15 protein-coding genes are annotated in these 17055 nt (G+C 48.3%); 6 read left to right on the top strand and 9 right to left on the bottom strand.

The window, feature by feature from the left end; all coding sequences use genetic code 11:
* Window positions 1-48 precede the first annotated feature (48 nt).
* Window positions 49-1296: a glycosyltransferase family 4 protein gene (locus DDZ15_RS10745; RefSeq protein WP_109647085.1), complete on the bottom strand. Its 1248-nt coding sequence runs from the start codon at window positions 1294-1296 to the stop codon at window positions 49-51.
* A 307-nt stretch (window positions 1297-1603) separates the two neighbouring features.
* Here DDZ15_RS10745 and DDZ15_RS10735 point away from each other — a divergent pair, with 307 nt between their 5' ends.
* Complete coding sequence (locus DDZ15_RS10735; RefSeq protein ID WP_109647083.1) at window positions 1604-2122, top strand: hypothetical protein; 519 nt, start codon at window positions 1604-1606, stop codon at window positions 2120-2122.
* 234 nt (window positions 2123-2356) lie between these two features.
* Here DDZ15_RS10735 and DDZ15_RS10730 read toward each other — a convergent pair whose 3' ends face one another.
* Entirely contained in the window at window positions 2357-2710 is a 354-nt protein-coding gene (locus DDZ15_RS10730; protein ID WP_109647082.1) for a LytR/AlgR family response regulator transcription factor, read from the bottom strand.
* 112 nt (window positions 2711-2822) lie between these two features.
* Window positions 2823-3701, bottom strand: a complete 879-nt coding sequence (locus DDZ15_RS10725; protein ID WP_109647081.1) for a hypothetical protein — start codon at window positions 3699-3701, stop codon at window positions 2823-2825.
* Between the two features lie 203 nt (window positions 3702-3904).
* On the opposite strand from DDZ15_RS10725, the gene DDZ15_RS10720 reads away from it, so the two are divergent.
* Window positions 3905-5071 (top strand): ribonuclease D, encoded by a 1167-nt coding sequence (locus DDZ15_RS10720; protein ID WP_109647080.1) that lies wholly within the window; start codon window positions 3905-3907, stop codon window positions 5069-5071.
* A gap of 48 nt (window positions 5072-5119) precedes the next feature.
* Here DDZ15_RS10720 and DDZ15_RS10715 read toward each other — a convergent pair whose 3' ends face one another.
* Window positions 5120-6169: a TIGR00341 family protein gene (locus DDZ15_RS10715; protein WP_109647079.1), complete on the bottom strand. Its 1050-nt coding sequence runs from the start codon at window positions 6167-6169 to the stop codon at window positions 5120-5122.
* Window positions 6170-6325: 156 nt separating this feature from the next.
* Complete coding sequence (locus DDZ15_RS10710) at window positions 6326-6532, bottom strand: YgaP family membrane protein (protein ID WP_278336127.1); 207 nt, start codon at window positions 6530-6532, stop codon at window positions 6326-6328.
* Between the two features lie 309 nt (window positions 6533-6841).
* On the opposite strand from DDZ15_RS10710, the gene mtnA reads away from it, so the two are divergent.
* The 4 genes from mtnA to DDZ15_RS10690 all read left to right on the top strand — a co-directional run bounded on the left by mtnA (window position 6842) and on the right by DDZ15_RS10690 (window position 11478).
* Complete coding sequence (mtnA, locus tag DDZ15_RS10705) at window positions 6842-7897, top strand: S-methyl-5-thioribose-1-phosphate isomerase (RefSeq protein WP_109647078.1); 1056 nt, start codon at window positions 6842-6844, stop codon at window positions 7895-7897.
* A 175-nt stretch (window positions 7898-8072) separates the two neighbouring features.
* Window positions 8073-9263, top strand: coding sequence for an acyl-CoA dehydrogenase family protein (locus DDZ15_RS10700; RefSeq protein WP_109647077.1), 1191 nt, complete (start codon window positions 8073-8075; stop codon window positions 9261-9263).
* A gap of 226 nt (window positions 9264-9489) precedes the next feature.
* Window positions 9490-10698, top strand: coding sequence for an acyl-CoA dehydrogenase (locus DDZ15_RS10695; protein WP_109647076.1), 1209 nt, complete (start codon window positions 9490-9492; stop codon window positions 10696-10698).
* 180 nt (window positions 10699-10878) lie between these two features.
* Window positions 10879-11478 carry an acyltransferase gene (locus DDZ15_RS10690; RefSeq protein ID WP_109647075.1) on the top strand — a complete coding sequence of 200 codons (600 nt, stop codon included), beginning with the start codon at window positions 10879-10881 and terminating at the stop codon, window positions 11476-11478.
* Between the two features lie 338 nt (window positions 11479-11816).
* On the opposite strand, the gene DDZ15_RS10685 is transcribed toward DDZ15_RS10690, so the two are convergent.
* From DDZ15_RS10685 to DDZ15_RS10670, 4 genes are all read right to left on the bottom strand, one after another.
* On the bottom strand, window positions 11817-13553 hold the full coding sequence (locus DDZ15_RS10685) for a phospho-sugar mutase (RefSeq protein ID WP_109647200.1): 1737 nt from the start codon (window positions 13551-13553) through the stop codon (window positions 11817-11819).
* A gap of 257 nt (window positions 13554-13810) precedes the next feature.
* Window positions 13811-15127, bottom strand: a complete 1317-nt coding sequence (locus tag DDZ15_RS10680; protein ID WP_109647074.1) for an alpha-amylase family glycosyl hydrolase — start codon at window positions 15125-15127, stop codon at window positions 13811-13813.
* Between the two features lie 129 nt (window positions 15128-15256).
* Window positions 15257-16294, bottom strand: a complete 1038-nt coding sequence (locus DDZ15_RS10675) for a DUF6340 family protein (RefSeq protein WP_109647073.1) — start codon at window positions 16292-16294, stop codon at window positions 15257-15259.
* A 57-nt stretch (window positions 16295-16351) separates the two neighbouring features.
* Window positions 16352-16741: a DUF2914 domain-containing protein gene (locus tag DDZ15_RS10670; RefSeq protein WP_109647072.1), complete on the bottom strand. Its 390-nt coding sequence runs from the start codon at window positions 16739-16741 to the stop codon at window positions 16352-16354.
* Window positions 16742-17055: the final 314 nt, after the last annotated feature.

The raw sequence follows: 17055 nt of genomic DNA, 5'->3' as shown, positions 1-17055 counted from the left end.
GAGAAGAATTCTTTTTCTTTCCTTTGCTTTAACCTTCTTAGGTTGACTTCATTTGATTTTATTTTTCTCTTCTATCCACTTCGACATGTATCTCGTACCCGCCATGGTGTGGTGCATCAGCATGGCACCTGTAAAGTTCGTTTTTCTATGCTCAACCAGCCCCGACATAAGCTCCCTAAGGGTATCCTTAAATCGCTTTTCATGCCGTTCTCTTAAAAAACGCAGTTCCAGTATTTTGAATCCGTATTCACTGGCCCTTTGCCAGGTGAATTTATCGCGATAAAGTTCCACAGCTGATGCTGCAAATATTTCCGGATTTTCAGACACTGCACCGGGCCAGGGCAGATACCCGTTGATGCCTTCTGCACCGATCGTGGTTGTCACGCTTGGTGTTCCGCAAATCATCGACTCGATCAGTTTGCCCTTCAGGCCTGCACCAAAACGCAGAGGGGCAAGCAATACTTTTGCCCGGCTTACCACGTCGAACGAATCATCTGCTCGGCCATGCACTAAAAAGCCCTCTTCTTCATTATGGAGATCAAAAATATGCTGAGAGGGGTACGCACCATAAACGTGCAATCTGGCTTCCGGCAGTTTTTTGGTAATCAGCGGCCATACCTGCTCCTTCAGCTGTATAACCGCATCCCGGTTTGGTTCATGTAGAAAGTTACCTATCGTAATAAATCCTGAGCGTTCATCAAATGAGGGCAGCGAATTTTTTTGGGATTCCTCAATAGGTTCGAACAAAAAGGGCAAATGACAAAGCAATGATTTATCAATGCCGAAATGATATCGAAGCAGGTCGTACTCATAAACTGAAATAATCAGAGAGAGATCGCACCGGTAGATGCTTGCAATTTCCCGTTTGGCCATGTTGTCCAGAAAGAGATCCTTTTCCGCAAACGAGCGGCCTTCTTCAACGGCTTTCTTTCTGGCATTACGAAGGCAGTGAAGATCTTCCGTATCGAGTATCCGGATTGCCTCCGGACAGTTTTCGGCCACTCTCCACCCAAACTGTTCTTCAATCATGAACCGGTCGAACATAACCGCATCAGGCTTCTCCTTCCTGATAAAGTCATCAAATGTCGAGCTGTTCATCTCAATGGCGGCGCATCGAATGTTCAGCTGTTCCAGGTCTTCCGAGTGTTCGCTTTTTGCAGATGGACTTGCAAAGGTTACTTTCCAGCCGCTTTTTTGAAACAGATTGATCAGCTGCATCATCCGGCTTCCTGCAGCTGAAGAATCAGGCTCAGGCCATACAGTACCTATTATCAGAATGTGTTTTGAATCTTTCATGCTGAAAGCTATTCAATTCACTTGTAAGAATCAGGTTCTATTAATTCCATGCAATACCTGTCGAAAACTATTGATTAAACTGAAGCCTGAATCAATGAAACAGCTATGATAGCAGCAGATGCTTTTTTGCTGCTGAAACAGTTTTTTCCTCACCATTGCCTTTAGGTTCAAAAAACTCATCCGGACAGCGATTACGGGATCCGTTCATCACCTGATAATGCCGTTCAAAAAAAGAAAGCTCTAAAAGCGAAACAGCCTGAATTGAAAGATCGTATCTGCCATTAACCCTCAATTAAAACCCAATATTATGACTCTCAGCAATTTAATTCTATCCACTGTGCTTGCTTTTGCAGCCACATCGGATTCGTACGATAACAACCCGAATAAACATTCGAACCCTGACACCCTTGTGAACTCGCTAACGATTCATGAAGGGAACCTGGCCTGCTTTCAGGATCTGAATTGCCTTAAAAGCAACAATCCCTTCAATCAAAGTAATCTCGAAGAGGTTATTCTCGGCAGCAACATGACCGGCAACTATGTGGTAGAAGGCAAATCGAAAAATGAGGAGGTTTATGCCGTCTACAACGCACGCGGGGAACTTCTCAGGGCAACCGTGATTCAGCGTAACGTTGCACTTCCCAAACACCTTTGTGAAGTACTTGTTTCGGATGAATTCAAATCGTGGACCATGATCGGCAATGAGGTCGAGATCCGCAATTTTGACAAAAATAAAATTACCTACAAAGTGGTACTGAGCCGGGATGGTGAAGTCCGTGTAGAGCATTTTGACCAGTACGCTAAACCGATTGATCGCATTTCATGAATCTGAATTTTAATCAGTTCTTTAATAATCCAACTATAAAATGGAACCCTGTTTTGTTTCGGCCAGAAGAGTAGTCGCATAAGCCCTCCAAACCAACACGAATCTGACCGAAGCCTGCACTGACGTGGCAGGGTTCCCATCTTATCCTCTCAAACATGTATTTTAGATATTCACTCCCTTGAAAGGCCCCTCCATTATACCTGAACGTTTAATCACTTTTTGATCCGGTCCGTGCTATAAGCAGAGCAACTCACGGAATGCCGCAGACCGCCTCCTGGATATATTGATCTGTTTCCCACAGCTCATTACGATAGAATAGGTGGAATCTTTCAGCAGGTGTACGTTTTGGATATGTGAAAAATTGACAATAAACTGACGATTGGCCCTGAAGAAGTGATCTGAAGGCAGCCTGGACTCAAGATAGTTCAATGACCGATGGATCAGCAGCGATCCTTCAGGGAAAAAAGTTTTGCTGTAATTGCCGAATGTTTCAAAGTATCTGACTTCCCGTAGTGCTACCAGGCAGCAGTGGCTGCCATCTTCAAAAAGCACCTTGTCGTGAAGCGATAAGCGTGTTGGCTCATTCATTCCATCCGGCTTTTAGTTGCACACACTCTTGTAGCAGGATCCAATCCCTGCTGTGGTATCGACAAGTAGTACGGAAGATTCGCCGGTTGGTTACCCCGAATCCCGGTTTTATTCACGGTTTAATAACTTTTAAAGTTTTGACCAGCAAATAAACCGATATCAGTGTGATCGCCGGAATGATGAAGATCACCGGGATAATATTCTGTCCCAAGATTCCCATGCCAATGATTTTTGCTACAAGTGCTGTCATCATTAACGAAAGAAACCCCAGATATACAGGCGCCAGAAGGTATCCAAAAGGTTTTTTCCTGTAAAACAGCCAGCCGGCGACAAAAGCCAGCGGAAGCAGCAACCCCAGATCAAGCCCCTGAACAATCAGAGTGGTATAGTGCTCCACCTGGAGGGGTATGATTGTGCCGTCGAGCAGCGGAGGCACCACAATCTGCAGCCAGAGAGCGCCAATCAGCACGGCGTCAATCATCAGGAAAGCACCTGCGGCTTTATGCGGCGTGCGTTCAGTAAACAGCTGCTGTAAATCCAGTGAACCGAGACTGATCATGACAAGACTGAATGCATGAAAAGACAGCCCCAGAAGGGCTGCATACACCAGGAACAGTGCATTATACATACCCATCACCAGGTAAAAAAGGTAGGTCACCAAAAAGTACCCGAGTACTCCGGCCAGCAAAAACCGTGCTCTCAACGAACCCTTTCGGGTTTGCCAGAAAACAATCAGCAGCAACGGAATGCCAATAAACAGAGTTACCACATCCTGTGCAATACCTTGCGGAGCAACGTCTGCCGACATGTGTTTATATATTCCTTTCCCGTAAATCTGAACCGTTTCACCCCGAACACTCTCTATCTCAAATGATCCCGGCCCCGACCCTGAAAAGATGCCTGCTGAAGCGGCAACACCCGCCAGCAAAACGATGAATATCACCAATACAGTTACGATTCGATCTTTTTCCTTTAATCCGGAATCCCGCATGATTTTTACGTTTAAATTTTACTTGTACAGGGTAATGTCACCGTACATCCGGTTATCAATCAACGATGCATTCATATTACAAACCATTGAAACCTTTCGGTATAGGGTCATCCCTTATTTACTCGTTTCTGAATCAGAGGCCCTGTTTTTTTGAATTCGCGTACATCTTGCTACATTGTCTGCGCATCTGAATAAGCGCTTATATGTCCGTACACTATATTAATTCTGACTCCGACCTGTCCCGTGTTGCCGGCACCCTCTCAAAGGCATCCAGGATTGCAATTGACCTCGAATTTGACCGCAATTTTTACCGGTACGGATTCAATCTCTGCCTTATGCAGATATTTGACGGCAGCTCCTGTTACCTGATCGATCCGCTAAGCCGTAAAGTCGATATTGAACAGGTTTTTCCGGTCATTGAAAATCCGGATATCAAAAAAATTACATTTGCTTTTGGTGAGGACCTGCGGCTTTTACATTCGCTGGGCTGCTTCCCCCGCAATATTTATGATCTGAATATTGCCACAAGTCTTCTCAACTATCCTCCCTGCTCTCTCAATGCACTTCTTGAAGATGTTCTGAATGTGGATACGGGAGCCTCCTCGCAAAGAAGCAATTGGTTTAAGCGTCCGCTTACAGAAAATCAGATCCGGTATGCAGCTCAGGATGTGCTGCATCTTCTTGACCTGCACTCGCTGCTGCACTCCGAAGCAGAGCAGAAAAATATCTCCCATTGGATTCAGGAGGAAAATCAAGTCTGGGATGATCTGGACTATTCAGACGAGGACCATAATGGTGTTCTCAAGGAGAAGGACAAAAGAAACCTCAGCGAAACTGAATGGCATATCTATAAAGCTCTCGTCAGTTTACGAGAAGAAACCGCACGTTCATACAATAAACCCGGATTTCAGGTCATTCCAAACAAACTGTTAAAGAAGATGGCCGTTAACCGGCAGCTGGCCGATAATTTTCTGGGCCTTAACGGCATTTTTCGCAAAATCAAGACACCTCACTTCCAGCAGAAACTGAAAAAGTTAATTCGGCAAAAGGAGAATGAAGCCAGAAAAATGGGACTGTCACCTGAAAAACCGGCTCAGAAACCGCTCAGTAAAGAGGAGTTTCGTGCTATGCAGCGCAGAAAAAGTGAGGTGAACCGGTTCAATACTCAAATCTTTAAGCCTGTGAAAGATAAACTTCGGGAAGAGTATGGTGAGCAGGCCACTACATTTATCTTCAGTAACCGTATCATAGAGCAGATCGTGGTGGGCGACACTTCCGAGCTGAAAGAATACAAAGTTGATTTACTGAAATCGTACAGTAAACAACTTAAAATTGACCGTTCCCTGGTGGATGAATTGCTCTCCGCATAGTTACTGCTCACATTCCGGGCGCTTGTAGTGTTCTGCTTCTTGGATCAATTACATAAATTCGTAATAGATAATCAATGCGAGCACAATCAGCATTCCCGCCCAAACAATTATGGCGTATATGCTGAGCTCCTCACCTTCTTTCTGCTTGATGAAGCTCTGGGGCTTGATCCCCTGAAGGAAAAACGTGAGAACCCCTGCCAGGTTTACGCAAATAATATATGTTACGGTAAGCAGCCCTGCCCTCATCGCGAGTTCAATCTGACCGCTACCCAGCAAAAGGCCCGTTGCAACCAGAGGCGGCAGCAATGCAACTGCAACCATCACGCCGATAACGGCTGCAGAAACGCCTCTGGTGAATGATAAACATCCGGCTACACCGGCTGCGAGCCCCAGTGCAATATCAGCAAAACTGACCTGCGTTCTTGATGCGATCTCATACACGGTTTCATCGAATTCAATAGCAAGCCCCATCAGAACAGAGAGGAGCAGCGTGAGTGAAAAGCCATAAAAAATTGATTTCAGGGATCGTTTTAAAAGGGATTTATCGCCCAGCGTAGTTGCCAGGGAGAGTCCAACATTCGGCCCCAGAATGGGAGCAATGACCATCGCGCCTATTACCATGGCGGCACTGTTCCGGATAAGGCCGTTTGCTGCCACAACCACTGATAGCGCAATCAGTAACATATACACCCAGGAACTGTCAACTACTTTCTTGATCTCTTCGTAAAGCTCCTCCCTGGAAATTCGTTTTACGCGCTTATCCTCCTCTTTCTCCTTCTCATCGCCTTTTGTACCGGGCATTGTACGCTTTCCCTGTCCGTCATCTTCTTCCTCATCCTCTTCATCGTCCGGTACATGCGACGGAAGCGTAGCGGATACAGGCAGCAGGATAATCCTGTAGTCCTCTTCTGTGGTAAACTGCTGATCGAGCTCGTTGAGGATGTTTTCAGTCAGCTCAACATCTGCAAGCATGTTAATGGTCGTACGTCCCTGCTCCTCGTGCTCAATCCATGAGTCAACAACAGCATCGTGATCGATAAGCGATTCATGATCCTTAAAATCAGGCGGCGGCAGTATTTGAATAAGACGTAATGCCATATGGATCAGATACAATGGTAGTTTTGATGTTATCCAGGCAGAATATCAAAAAAAAAGAGACGGTTCCAAATCAGAAACCGCCCCTTATCCTATCTCGACAGATATGGTGACAGGCTTAAACCTGCCTTCTTAGAGTAAGTACGTGTGAAGTTTTTTCTAATTCGCTCGTTCAGCATTAGGATTAACCGTTTCCAGTTTAAAGAGCCTGTAAATCGGGCAGAACGATATTGCACCGGTAATCACGGGTATCAATCCGATAAATCCCCAATAGCTATCGTAATATAGCCCTGCTGCTATAATGAGCGTACCTAAAATAACGCGGATGATGGAATCCATATATCCTACATTCTTTTTCAAAATCATAACAATCACCTTTCTCTATCTTTATTTATGTTACTTACCGGACCTTCCTGATTAAAACTCCAAAAAACCGGTTAAGGGTTTTTTACCACCGGGTAAACAGGTTCCTGATTACCCGGAGATCTGTATTTGATTCATCCATATGATAGCTTATGCGCCATTTAAAGATTAGAGTCGCTACCCTGAATCGATAGTCATGCTCGCACCTAATCGCGCATAAGGGATTCCCTTATACGTGTTACATTCCGGTATAGTCAATTATTATCATTATTTTTAAATACACTCTTTTGTAGCGTAATCAGAACTTGACGTATGACTTTCACATCCCCATTTAAATCCCTTGAATGGCAGAACGATCGCTTGCGCATCCTCGATCAGACATTCCTGCCCGAAAGGGAAGTTTACGCTGACCTTGATTCTGCCGGACAGGTCTGGGAAGCCATCAAAAAGCTTCGCGTGCGCGGCGCTCCGGCCATCGGTATTGCGGGTGCATACGGCCTTTACCTTGGAATCCGTGAATTAACCAATCTGAATGGTTTTGACAGTTTTTATCGGGAGTGTAAACGCATTTCGGACTACCTCAACTCTTCCAGGCCTACTGCAGTGAACCTATCATGGGCTCTGCAGAGAATGATGGACGTGATCTACGCCAAAAAGGATCAATCCATTGACGAGCTGAAACAGCTGGCGCTTCAAACGGCAAAAACAATTCACGACGAAGACCGCAGGCTCTGCAAATCAATCGGAGAGCATGGACTTGAGATAGTGCCCGACCGCGCACGCATTCTCACCCACTGTAATACGGGCGGACTGGCGACGGGCGAGTTCGGAACGGCTTTTTCCGTTATCCTTCACGCCTTCCATGCGGGCAAGCTGGAACACGTGTGGGTGGATGAAACACGACCGCTTCTGCAGGGAGCACGGCTCACCACATGGGAGCTTCAGCAGGCGGAAATTCCCTTTACCCTTAATATTGACTCGGCGGCCGGATTCCTGATGCAGACCGGAAAAGTGGACCTGGTCATAACCGGGGCTGACCGCATCACCGCAAACGGGGACGCAGCCAATAAAATAGGTACCTATACGCTGGCAGTGCTTGCAAAAGAGCATGATATCCCTTTCTACATCGCAGCACCCTACTCCACCATCGATCTAAAACTGGAAAATGGCGAAAGCATTGAAATAGAGCTTCGCGATGAGGACGAAGTGACCCATTTTGGAAATAAGCGCACAGCCCCCAAAAAAGTGGAGGTTTACAATCCCGCATTTGATGTAACTCCTGGAAGGCTGATCTCGGGAATCATAACGGAAAAAGGAATAGTACACCCCGATTACAGTAAAAGCCTTCGGACACTTTTTCAGGACTAAAAAGAACCCTCCAGCTCTATCTGCCTGCATCGCAATGCCGTTTCAGGGAAACACTCGTCTCAGACAGCCCGATGACACTCAATCTGTAAACTTTAAAGAATTCTGTAAATGAAAACCCGCTCAAATTCGTTACCTTTTGGAAGCGGTTCCAATAAACTCAAAAAGATTTTTATACATGGCCTTAGACGTACTTGAAAACACAGCTTCACTATCATTCGACCTGACCGACGATCAGTCGATGATTCGCGACACCATTCGCGACTTTGCCGATCGCCACATCGCCCCGGGCGTGATCGAGCGCGACAATTCCAAGAAATTTCCACATGATATTGTAAAAATGCTGGCCGATCAGGGCCTGATGGGCATCTACCACGAAGAGCAGTACGGCGGTGCCGGATTCGATACCGTCAGCTTCTGCCTGGCGTTGGAAGAGATCGGCAGGTGGGATGCATCCCTGGCGCTCACCGTCGCTTCGCATACATCACTTGGCAGCGGACACATCGCCCTTGCCGGATCACATGAACAAAAATTGAAATTTCTTACCCCCCTGGCACAGGGTGAAAAGCTGGCCGCCTGGTGCCTGACCGAGCCGGGTTCAGGCAGCGACGCCTCCGGTATGAAAACAACGGCCGTCAGGGATGGCGACCACTGGATCATCAACGGTTCCAAAATATTTATCACTCAGGGCTCTGTGGGCGACACCTATGTGGTGCTGGCAAAGACCGATCCCAATAAAGGCACGAAGGGCATCAGTGCGTTCATCGTGGAGCGGTCCATGGAGGGAGTGAAGCCCGGTGAGCCGATGCATAAGCTGGGGATGAACTCCTCCGACACCACCGAGGTGGTTTTTGATAATGTAAAAATACCGGCAGGCAATCTGCTTGGCGAGTTGGGCATGGGCTTCGTGGATACGATGAAAGTACTCGACGGCGGACGAATCGGTATCGGCGCGCTTTCGGTGGGTATTGCCCGCGGCGCATTGGAAGAGTCGATGAAGTACGCCAAAGAGCGCAAGCAGTTTGGCCGGTCGATCGGTGATTTTCAGGCAATTGAACACAAAATGGTGAATATGGCGGTGGAGATCGAAGCGGCACGTCTGCTGGTTCACAAAGCCGCATGGCTGAAGGATAAGGGACGTCCCTTCACCAAAGAGGCCTCCATGGCCAAACTCTTTGCGTCCGAAATGGCCGAACGAGCCACGCTCGATGCGGTACAGATTCACGGCGGCTACGGCTACACCAAGGAGTACCACGTAGAGCGGTTCATGCGCGACGTGAAACTGATGACCATCGGCGAGGGCACGTCCGAGATCCAGCGGTTGATTCTTGCAAGAGAATTGAAGAATGAAATGGGTTATAACTCCTGAGCTCTGACCTAAGGAACTCACCGCGGAGGCGCAAAGTCGCAGAGAGTATTAAGGGGAGCTCTAATTGACTCAAATATTTCTAAGGAATTAATTTAATTCCCCGCGATACTCTGCGCCTCTGCGGTAAAACCAAACCATTCTTCGCGGTGAAAACCATTCTGTATTCAATTCTAGTTTCTTTACATTTCAGAAACTTAAATTTTTTGACAGCTAATCACCTGTTTAAATGGCACGAAACCCCTTTAATATTGATGACGCCTACCTGTTTGAATCGGAGCTTTCCGAAGATGACAAAATGATCATGGAAACCGCGCGCGATTATGCCCAGTCGAAGCTGGAACCGCGTGCCCTGAAAGGCAACCAGGAAGAAATTTTTGATATGGAGATCGCCAAAGAGATGGGCGACCTCGGCCTGCTGGGTGCCACCATCGATCCCAAGTACGGCGGCGTGGGTGCCAGCCAGACGGCCTACGGACTCGTTGCCCGCGAGGTGGAACGGGTCGATTCGGGCTACCGGTCATTCATGTCGGTGCAGTCATCCCTGGTGATGTATCCCATTTCCATTTTTGGTACCGAGGACCAGAAACAGCGTTTTTTACCGCGTCTTGCAACCGGTGAAATCATCGGGTGCTTTGGACTCACGGAACCTGATCACGGTTCTGACCCGGGATCTATGGTAACCACTGCCGTAAAGACCGATGGCGGATGGATCATGAACGGCGCCAAAATGTGGATCACCAACTCCCCCATTTCGGACGTTGCCGTGGTCTGGGCTAAAGCCAAAGAGCACAAGGATGACAAGCCGGTGATCCGCGGTTTCCTCGTGGAAAAGGGCATGGATGGATTCTCAGCGCCGGTTACACACAACAAGATGAGCCTCCGCGCCTCTTCCACCGGCGAACTGGTGTTCGAGGATGTATTCATTCCCGACGAGAACGTGTTTCCCGATATACGAGGGTTAAAAGGCCCTTTTATGTGCCTGAACAGCGCACGGTACGGCATCGCATGGGGAGCGGTCGGAGCCGCTGAATTCTGCTATCAAAAGGCCCGGCAGTACGTTCTCGACCGCAAGCAGTTCGGCAAGCCGATAGCGGCCAACCAGCTGCCTCAAACCAAGCTGGCCAATATGCTTACCGACATCACCTCGATGCAGATGCTGGCATGGCGTTTGGGCAAGCTCAAGGATGAGGGACGCGATCATCCCTCCATGACCTCCCTGGCAAAGCGAAACAATGTGGGCAAGGCACTCGAAATTGCCCGTGTAGCCCGCGATATGCACGGCGGCAACGGCATCACCGGCGAGTACCGCGTGATCCACCACATGGTGAACCTGGAGTCCGTAAACACCTACGAGGGTACCTACGATATCCACGGACTCATCCTGGGCCGCGAAATTACCGGCATCCAGGCGTTTACGCCGAAAGGGAACGATTGACGATTGGCGATTTATGATTGATGATTTATTATTGATGATTGATTATTTGATGATGCGTAAGTCCTGTCGCCTGCAGCTTGTAGCCTGACGCTTGCTGCCTGAAACTTAAACCCTGCTGCGTACAGTTCGCAGTCCCGAGACTTCGGGAAACCCTGAACCTTGTACCTTGTACCCTGAACCATGATCTACGAATTCAAAGGCTACAAGCCCGTCATTCATGAATCGGCCTACATCCATCCTCTCGCTGCAGTGACCGGAAATGTGATTATCGGGCGGGATGTCTATATCGGTCCCGGTGCGGCGATCCGGGGCGACTGGGGCAAGATCGTGATTGAAGACGGCTGCAACGTTCAGGAGAACTGCACCATTCATATGTTTCCGGGCGTGACGGTAACGCTGCACAAGGCGGCACACATCGGGCACGGGGCCATTATTCACGGCTCCACCATCGGTGAAAACACCCTGGTGGGCATGAACGCGGTGGTAATGGATAATGTGACGGTCGGGAAAGAGTGTATTATCGGAGCACTCGCATTTCTGAAGGAAGGGATGACCATTCCGGACCGGAAGGTGGTGGTGGGCAATCCCGCTAAAATCGTGAAGGATGTCACCGACGAGATGGCAGCCTGGAAAACAGAGGGTACCGGCTGGTATCAGCGCCTGCCGAAGCAGCTGCACGAAACGCTAAAAGAGTGTGAACCGCTTCGCGAAATTCCCGAAGACAGAAACGATCAGGAGCCGGGCTACCAAACCTGGAAATCAAGGAAAAAGTCCTCTTAAAAAAATTCATACCTGGTTATTTCTCGAGGATTTGCGCAGATTTGTCAAGTGAAATGGCATATGGCAAAAATGATCCGAAGCGTATCCTAGAACCGTGAAGAGAAAGTGAGACGCATGAAGTTGCGATTTGTGATTTCAAAAATATTTTGCGCCCTGTTGCGCGCAGCTTGTCGCTTGCAGCATGCACCCTGTCGCCACGGGGAATGAATTCCCCGCTCGTGTTTGTCGTCCTGCGGACTAACAGCTGACACCTTGCACCCTGCCCCCCTGGTCTACGTAGCTTTCCTGATCTGCGAAGCTTTAGCGTAGTAGACTGCACCGTGAGCCTTGTATCTTGATTAAAAATCCAGACCCTTCCTTATTTTCCCGATAAGCTGATCCAGCTCTTTCTCTTTCTGCCGGTACTCTTCCCGTGAATCTAGCCTGCCATTCACACTGATGTAGAACTTGATCTTCGGTTCGGTTCCCGAGGGCCTGGCGGAGATGATATAATCATCCAAAGTGATAAACTGCAGTACGTTGGATGCAGGGAAATCGATACTGTTCACCCGTCCCGACTCCACATGCTTTTCGGTTTGCATCAGATAGTCGCGAATGGCTTTCACCTTGAAGCCCGCAATCTCGGACGGCGGCTGATACCGCAGTTTTTCCATAATCGCCTTGATCTCTTCCGCGCCCTTCTTTCCTTTTTTTGTAAGGGAGATCAGCTCCTCCTTGTAGAATCCGTATTCGGTGTAGACATCAATCAGCGCTTCATACAGGGACCGGCCCTGCTCTTTATAGTGCGCGGCCATCTCTGCAATCATCGTGCACGATACCACCGCATCCTTATCGCGAACGTGGTCGCCCACCAGGTAGCCGTAGCTCTCCTCACCGCCTGCGATAAAGACCTCTTCACCCAGTTTTTTCGTCATAAGGTCGCCAATATACTTGAACCCTGTGAGCACATTGTAACAGGTTACGTTCATTGAAGCGGCAATCTTATCGATCAGGTAGGTGGTTACAATGGTCTTGACGATGTACTCATTTCCCCGAAACTTGCCTGCCTCTTCCCAGGCCGTCAGCAGGTAGTGAAACAGGAGTACAGCCGTCTGATTGCCGTTCAGCAGCTCAAACTCCCCTTTTTCGTTCTTTACCGCAATGCCCACGCGGTCGGCATCCGGGTCGGTGGCCATCACCAGGTCGGCGTCGGATTCACGGGCCTGTTCCAGCGCCATGCTGAGTGCCTCTTCTTCCTCAGGATTCGGATAGACAACGGTTGGAAAATCACCGTCGATGGTGCACTGCTCTTCCACCAGGTTTACATTGTCAAAACCGAGCTTCCTTAGAGCGCGGGGCACGATATCAACAGCCGTACCGTGGATGGGGGAAAAGACGATATTGAGGTCGTGCTGCTTTTTGATCACATCCCGGTTCACGGATGTGGAGACAACCGTATCGATGAACTTTTCATCCATGTCCGGACCAATGAGCTCTATCAGATCTTCATCTCCCTCAAAATTTACCTGGTCAACGCTTTCAATGGCCTGAACTTCACGGATGATATTCTTGTCGTGCGGCGGCAGCACCTGGCAGCCATCATCCCAGTACGCCTTATATCCGCTGTACTCCTTCGGGTTGTGGGACGCTGTCAGCATCACTCCGCTCTTGCATCCAAGTTCGCGAATGGCAAACGAAAGCTCGGGAGTTGGTCTCAGAGATTCGAAATAGAATACCTTGATACCGTTTGCGGAAAAAACATCCGCCACAACGCGTGCAAAGATCGTGGCATTGTTGCGGCTGTCGTGAGCGATGGCCACGCTGATCTCGTCATCAGGATACACTTTTTTCAGGTAGTTGCTTAGCCCCTGCGTTGCCATGCCCAGCGTATAGCGGTTTACCCGGTTGGTACCCACACCCATAATCCCCCGGAGTCCGCCGGTACCGAACTCCAGATCCTTATAAAAGGCATCGGTCAGCTCATCGTATTTTTCCTCATCAAGCATTTTTCGGATATCAGCCTGGGCCTCCTCATCATAATTCCCTTCCAGCCAGGCATTCACCCGGTTTTGCACGTTTTGGTCAAGTTCTTTCATGGACAAAGTATCTTTTCCTGATTTATGGGTTGAACTGCTACGGTTAAGGTAAAGAAATGATGTTGCTGAATGAAGTGTGGTTCCTGAAAAGATGATTGCCAAAAAAAGGAAGAAGCCTGTTTCAGCTCCTTCCCTTTGCTAACTCAACGCGCTCCTGATGATATTTCATAATCTACAACTGCCAATAAAATTGAAATTAGATTATTCTTAGAGTGTATATCGGATACGAACATCCGATCGTGATTGAAAGCAACTTTTTATGAACCGGGCCTAGCCGTAAAAATCCGGAATCCTCCGGGCTGAACCTTGAGTGTTGAATCCTTTTTCAGAGTCAGTTTATTGCCAGCTTCTGTATCCAGATAGCTTCCGGGAAACAGATCGCCACTGAACTGAATTTCCTTCTCTTTTTCCGAAAAGTTAATCACAGCAAAAACCTTGTTTCCATTCTTCATTCTCACAAAACTGATAACCTTTTCCTCGGAGCTATTCGGCACCCGTATCATCCGCCCGCCCCAGCGGCCATGCCATAAAGCCTGATTTTCCTTCATGAGGCGGATCATTTTCCTGTAGAGGGTACCAATCGGATGGTCTTTCCACTCGATCGGGTCTTTTTCAAAGAAAGCCAGCGCACGGTCGTTGCCCGCTTCCTGTCCGTTGTAGATCAGCGGCATCCCTTCACCCACCACAGAGAGAGCAATGGCCGCTTCCAGCGCATGGCCAAAGTTCTCAAACATGGTTCCCTCCCATGCATTCTTGTCGTGGTTGGTCACAAAGGTCATCCGTATGGCCTCATCTGGATATGCCCGTTCATTCCATGAATAGTACATGAAAAGCTGCTGAAGCGAACCTCCGCCGGTTGACACTGCTTTCACCGCATCCCACCAGCTCCAGGCGTAGGTCATATCAAAGGCTTTCGCATGCAGATCGCGCGCATCCCACTCTGCAAGCATAAATACCGGTTTGATTTCATCCAGTTCTTTTCTGACGCGAGCCCAGAAATCGTTTGGCACAAAACCGGCTACGTCCATCCTGAACCCGTCGAATCCCACTTCACGTATCCAGTATGTCATGGCTTCAGCCATATATTCACGGAGCCCCGTGTGGCTGTAATCCAGTTCGATGATGTCGTCCCAATCCCACCACGGAGTAGGCCTGAAATCCCCTTTCCAGTCACGCGCATACCATTCGGGATGTTCCTGCACAAGCGGGTTATCCCAGGCCGTATGGTTGGGTACCCAATCCAGAATCACCCTGAAGCCTGAAGCCTGGGCCCGGCTGATAAAATGCTTCAGATCATCCTTTGTACCGAATTCCGGATTCACGCTGTAATAGTCCCTCACCGAATAGGGACTGCCCAGCGATCCTTTTCGGTTTTGAACGCCGATCTCATGCACAGGCATCAGCCAGAGAATATCCACTCCAAGCTCTTTGAGCCGCGGCAGGTGCTTCTCAGCTGCTTGAAAGGTTCCCTCTGGGGTAAATTGACGCGTATTAATTTGATAGATTGCAGCTTCCTTCGCCCATTCAGGGGTTGAGATGGTAACAAAGGGTTGAGGCTTATAGGGGTTTTCCATTGTGAATGCTGAAAAATATTATTTTAAGATTGCTTAAATAACAAGGGGGTTCTCAAAAGGCGGCAATCAAGTGTGCAGAGTCCTTTGTTCAAATCGGTGGCAGGCGGGTGAATAATAAATCAAGAGGGACTATTGAGTCTGCTGATGTTTCAGTACTGCGTCAGCGGCAAGGCGGTTCTGCAAAATCCGCAGGTAGTCGAGTGCTCTCTTTTCCCCGTAATCTTCATAGGCCATTCGTACCCAATCGATAGCTTCTTCCAGATTGCCGTTTATTTCCGAAATGATGCCCATGTTGTAATGAGCCCGGCCGGCTATCCTGGGATCCGAATGCAGCGTTTGTCTGAACCAAATCTCCCCTGCCCCTTCCCAGTTGCCGGTCTGTGCCCGTCGTTTTGCAAGCTCAAACTGATCGTTGCCTTTTACAAAATAGTCCCGTTCAACACGTATCCAGTAAGGAAGAACCCGCTGTGCATAAGCCATACCCATCTCCCGGCTTACCGCCTGAACAGCTTCTGTGCGTCCGCTAAGTGCCTTTACTGCTTCACCGGGATTGATTCCGCTGCCTATGGTAAGGACCTCATCTCCCGTAAGAAACTCATCTCTGATCAGCATGGCCTCACTATCGTACACTCGCCAGCCGGCTTCCAACGATGTCTGCACTTCTGCAATATGCTCAAGAACCGGTACTTCGATACCGAGCGGTCCTTCTACCATCACAGTTCTGGTGGAGTATCCGATGTTGGAGTCCGTATCATAGTACTCAAGTGAAAAGATCGCCTGCACATCATTCTCGCGGGAGATACGTTCTGCATGATCCCAGCTAAGCGGAGAGGGAAAAGTACCGTATGGCGTATTCTCAAGCCAAACTGCCCGTACAAACACAACGTCACTAAACCGGTTGTTCATAGAGAGCTCCCTTTTCAGTGCGTCAAGGCCGGCTTCGGCCCCCAGGCTATCAAGTTCGGGACCCTTCACAGAAAAGATTTGATCAAGGGTTTCCAGTGCTCTCTGCGGCTCTTCGGAGAGCGTTCTGTTGAGCACTCCCACCCGCTCAACTTCAGGAGATAAATGAACAGCCGCAGGTTCCATCACGCTGAGTGTTAGAGTGTTGGTCGCACTGCATCCTGTAAATAACATCAGTAAAAAAACGGACAGCGTCTGTTTCATCAACCGTATTTTTTAGCGGTAATAGTTAATGCTATTTCCATCCCTGTTGCCTTATTCTTACATCCCAACCGTAAATGATTTGCTCATCAGCATATTCCCTTCAGCGTCGAGCACATCCACACTCCATTCTCCCGTCCAGTCAGAGAATATGGTTTTGGAACTCCAGGTCCTCCAGTCGGTTCCGCGAACCGGCAGCTCAACAGTAGCCATTTCAACCCCATCAAGATACCAGATGTGGGTTACGGATGTTTCCGACTCTGCACCCGTTATTCGTGTAAAACAAAAAACCTGCCCTACATCGGCTGAAAAGGCGGAGTCTGCATTTACGATCTGACGATTTTCAACAGCCGTTCCGAATTCAAATTCCTCTACAGCTATTGTCTGGCCTGAAGCAACAGACTGAAAAGCAAGAAGTAGTATAGCAGTACCTAAAATTGATTTCATCATAATCACCTGATTTAAGAATCTGTCTGTTTTATCTATTTATTTGTAAGCAAAACACCATAAATCATGGGCAGTTAACTATTCTCCCTTAGTCTTCAGTATACAAAATGTAGTGCATTTTCAGAATGGGTATATTGCCTTACCAATACGCTTCGGAGGTTTATCCGGAAATTTTTGCGGCAAATTTTTTAACAGAGGATATTCAGTAACGGAAGAATGCGTTTAGATCTTTCAGGTCAACGATTTAACCATTCGAATTTATTTTTTGTGCAGAGAACGATTTGTTTTCTGAATTGATTATTTGACCATGATCTGAG

Origin of the sequence: Rhodohalobacter mucosus (assembly GCF_003150675.1) — a bacterium.
Lineage (GTDB): Bacteria > Bacteroidota > Rhodothermia > Balneolales > Balneolaceae > Rhodohalobacter > Rhodohalobacter mucosus.
The sequence above is the reverse complement of the archived record's forward strand: the minus strand, read 5'-3'. Positions and strand labels throughout refer to the sequence as shown.

Excerpts from the sequence above, each read along its gene's own strand:
- DDZ15_RS10675 (WP_109647073.1), bottom strand. The coding sequence starts at position 16,294 with ATGAAACAGACGCTGTCCGTTTTTTTACTGATGTTATTTACAGGATGC.
- DDZ15_RS10745 (WP_109647085.1), bottom strand. The coding sequence starts at position 1,296 with ATGAAAGATTCAAAACACATTCTGATAATAGGTACTGTATGGCCTGAG.
- DDZ15_RS10670 (WP_109647072.1), bottom strand. The coding sequence starts at position 16,741 with ATGATGAAATCAATTTTAGGTACTGCTATACTACTTCTTGCTTTTCAG.
- mtnA (WP_109647078.1), top strand. The coding sequence starts at position 6,842 with ATGACTTTCACATCCCCATTTAAATCCCTTGAATGGCAGAACGATCGC.
- DDZ15_RS10710 (WP_278336127.1), bottom strand. The coding sequence starts at position 6,532 with ATGATTTTGAAAAAGAATGTAGGATATATGGATTCCATCATCCGCGTT.
- DDZ15_RS10735 (WP_109647083.1), top strand. The coding sequence starts at position 1,604 with ATGACTCTCAGCAATTTAATTCTATCCACTGTGCTTGCTTTTGCAGCC.
- DDZ15_RS10695 (WP_109647076.1), top strand. The coding sequence starts at position 9,490 with ATGGCACGAAACCCCTTTAATATTGATGACGCCTACCTGTTTGAATCG.
- DDZ15_RS10685 (WP_109647200.1), bottom strand. The coding sequence starts at position 13,553 with ATGAAAGAACTTGACCAAAACGTGCAAAACCGGGTGAATGCCTGGCTG.
- DDZ15_RS10725 (WP_109647081.1), bottom strand. The coding sequence starts at position 3,701 with ATGCGGGATTCCGGATTAAAGGAAAAAGATCGAATCGTAACTGTATTG.
- DDZ15_RS10680 (WP_109647074.1), bottom strand. The coding sequence starts at position 15,127 with ATGGAAAACCCCTATAAGCCTCAACCCTTTGTTACCATCTCAACCCCT.
- DDZ15_RS10720 (WP_109647080.1), top strand. The coding sequence starts at position 3,905 with ATGTCCGTACACTATATTAATTCTGACTCCGACCTGTCCCGTGTTGCC.
- DDZ15_RS10700 (WP_109647077.1), top strand. The coding sequence starts at position 8,073 with ATGGCCTTAGACGTACTTGAAAACACAGCTTCACTATCATTCGACCTG.
- DDZ15_RS10730 (WP_109647082.1), bottom strand. The coding sequence starts at position 2,710 with ATGAATGAGCCAACACGCTTATCGCTTCACGACAAGGTGCTTTTTGAA.
- DDZ15_RS10715 (WP_109647079.1), bottom strand. The coding sequence starts at position 6,169 with ATGGCATTACGTCTTATTCAAATACTGCCGCCGCCTGATTTTAAGGAT.
- DDZ15_RS10690 (WP_109647075.1), top strand. The coding sequence starts at position 10,879 with ATGATCTACGAATTCAAAGGCTACAAGCCCGTCATTCATGAATCGGCC.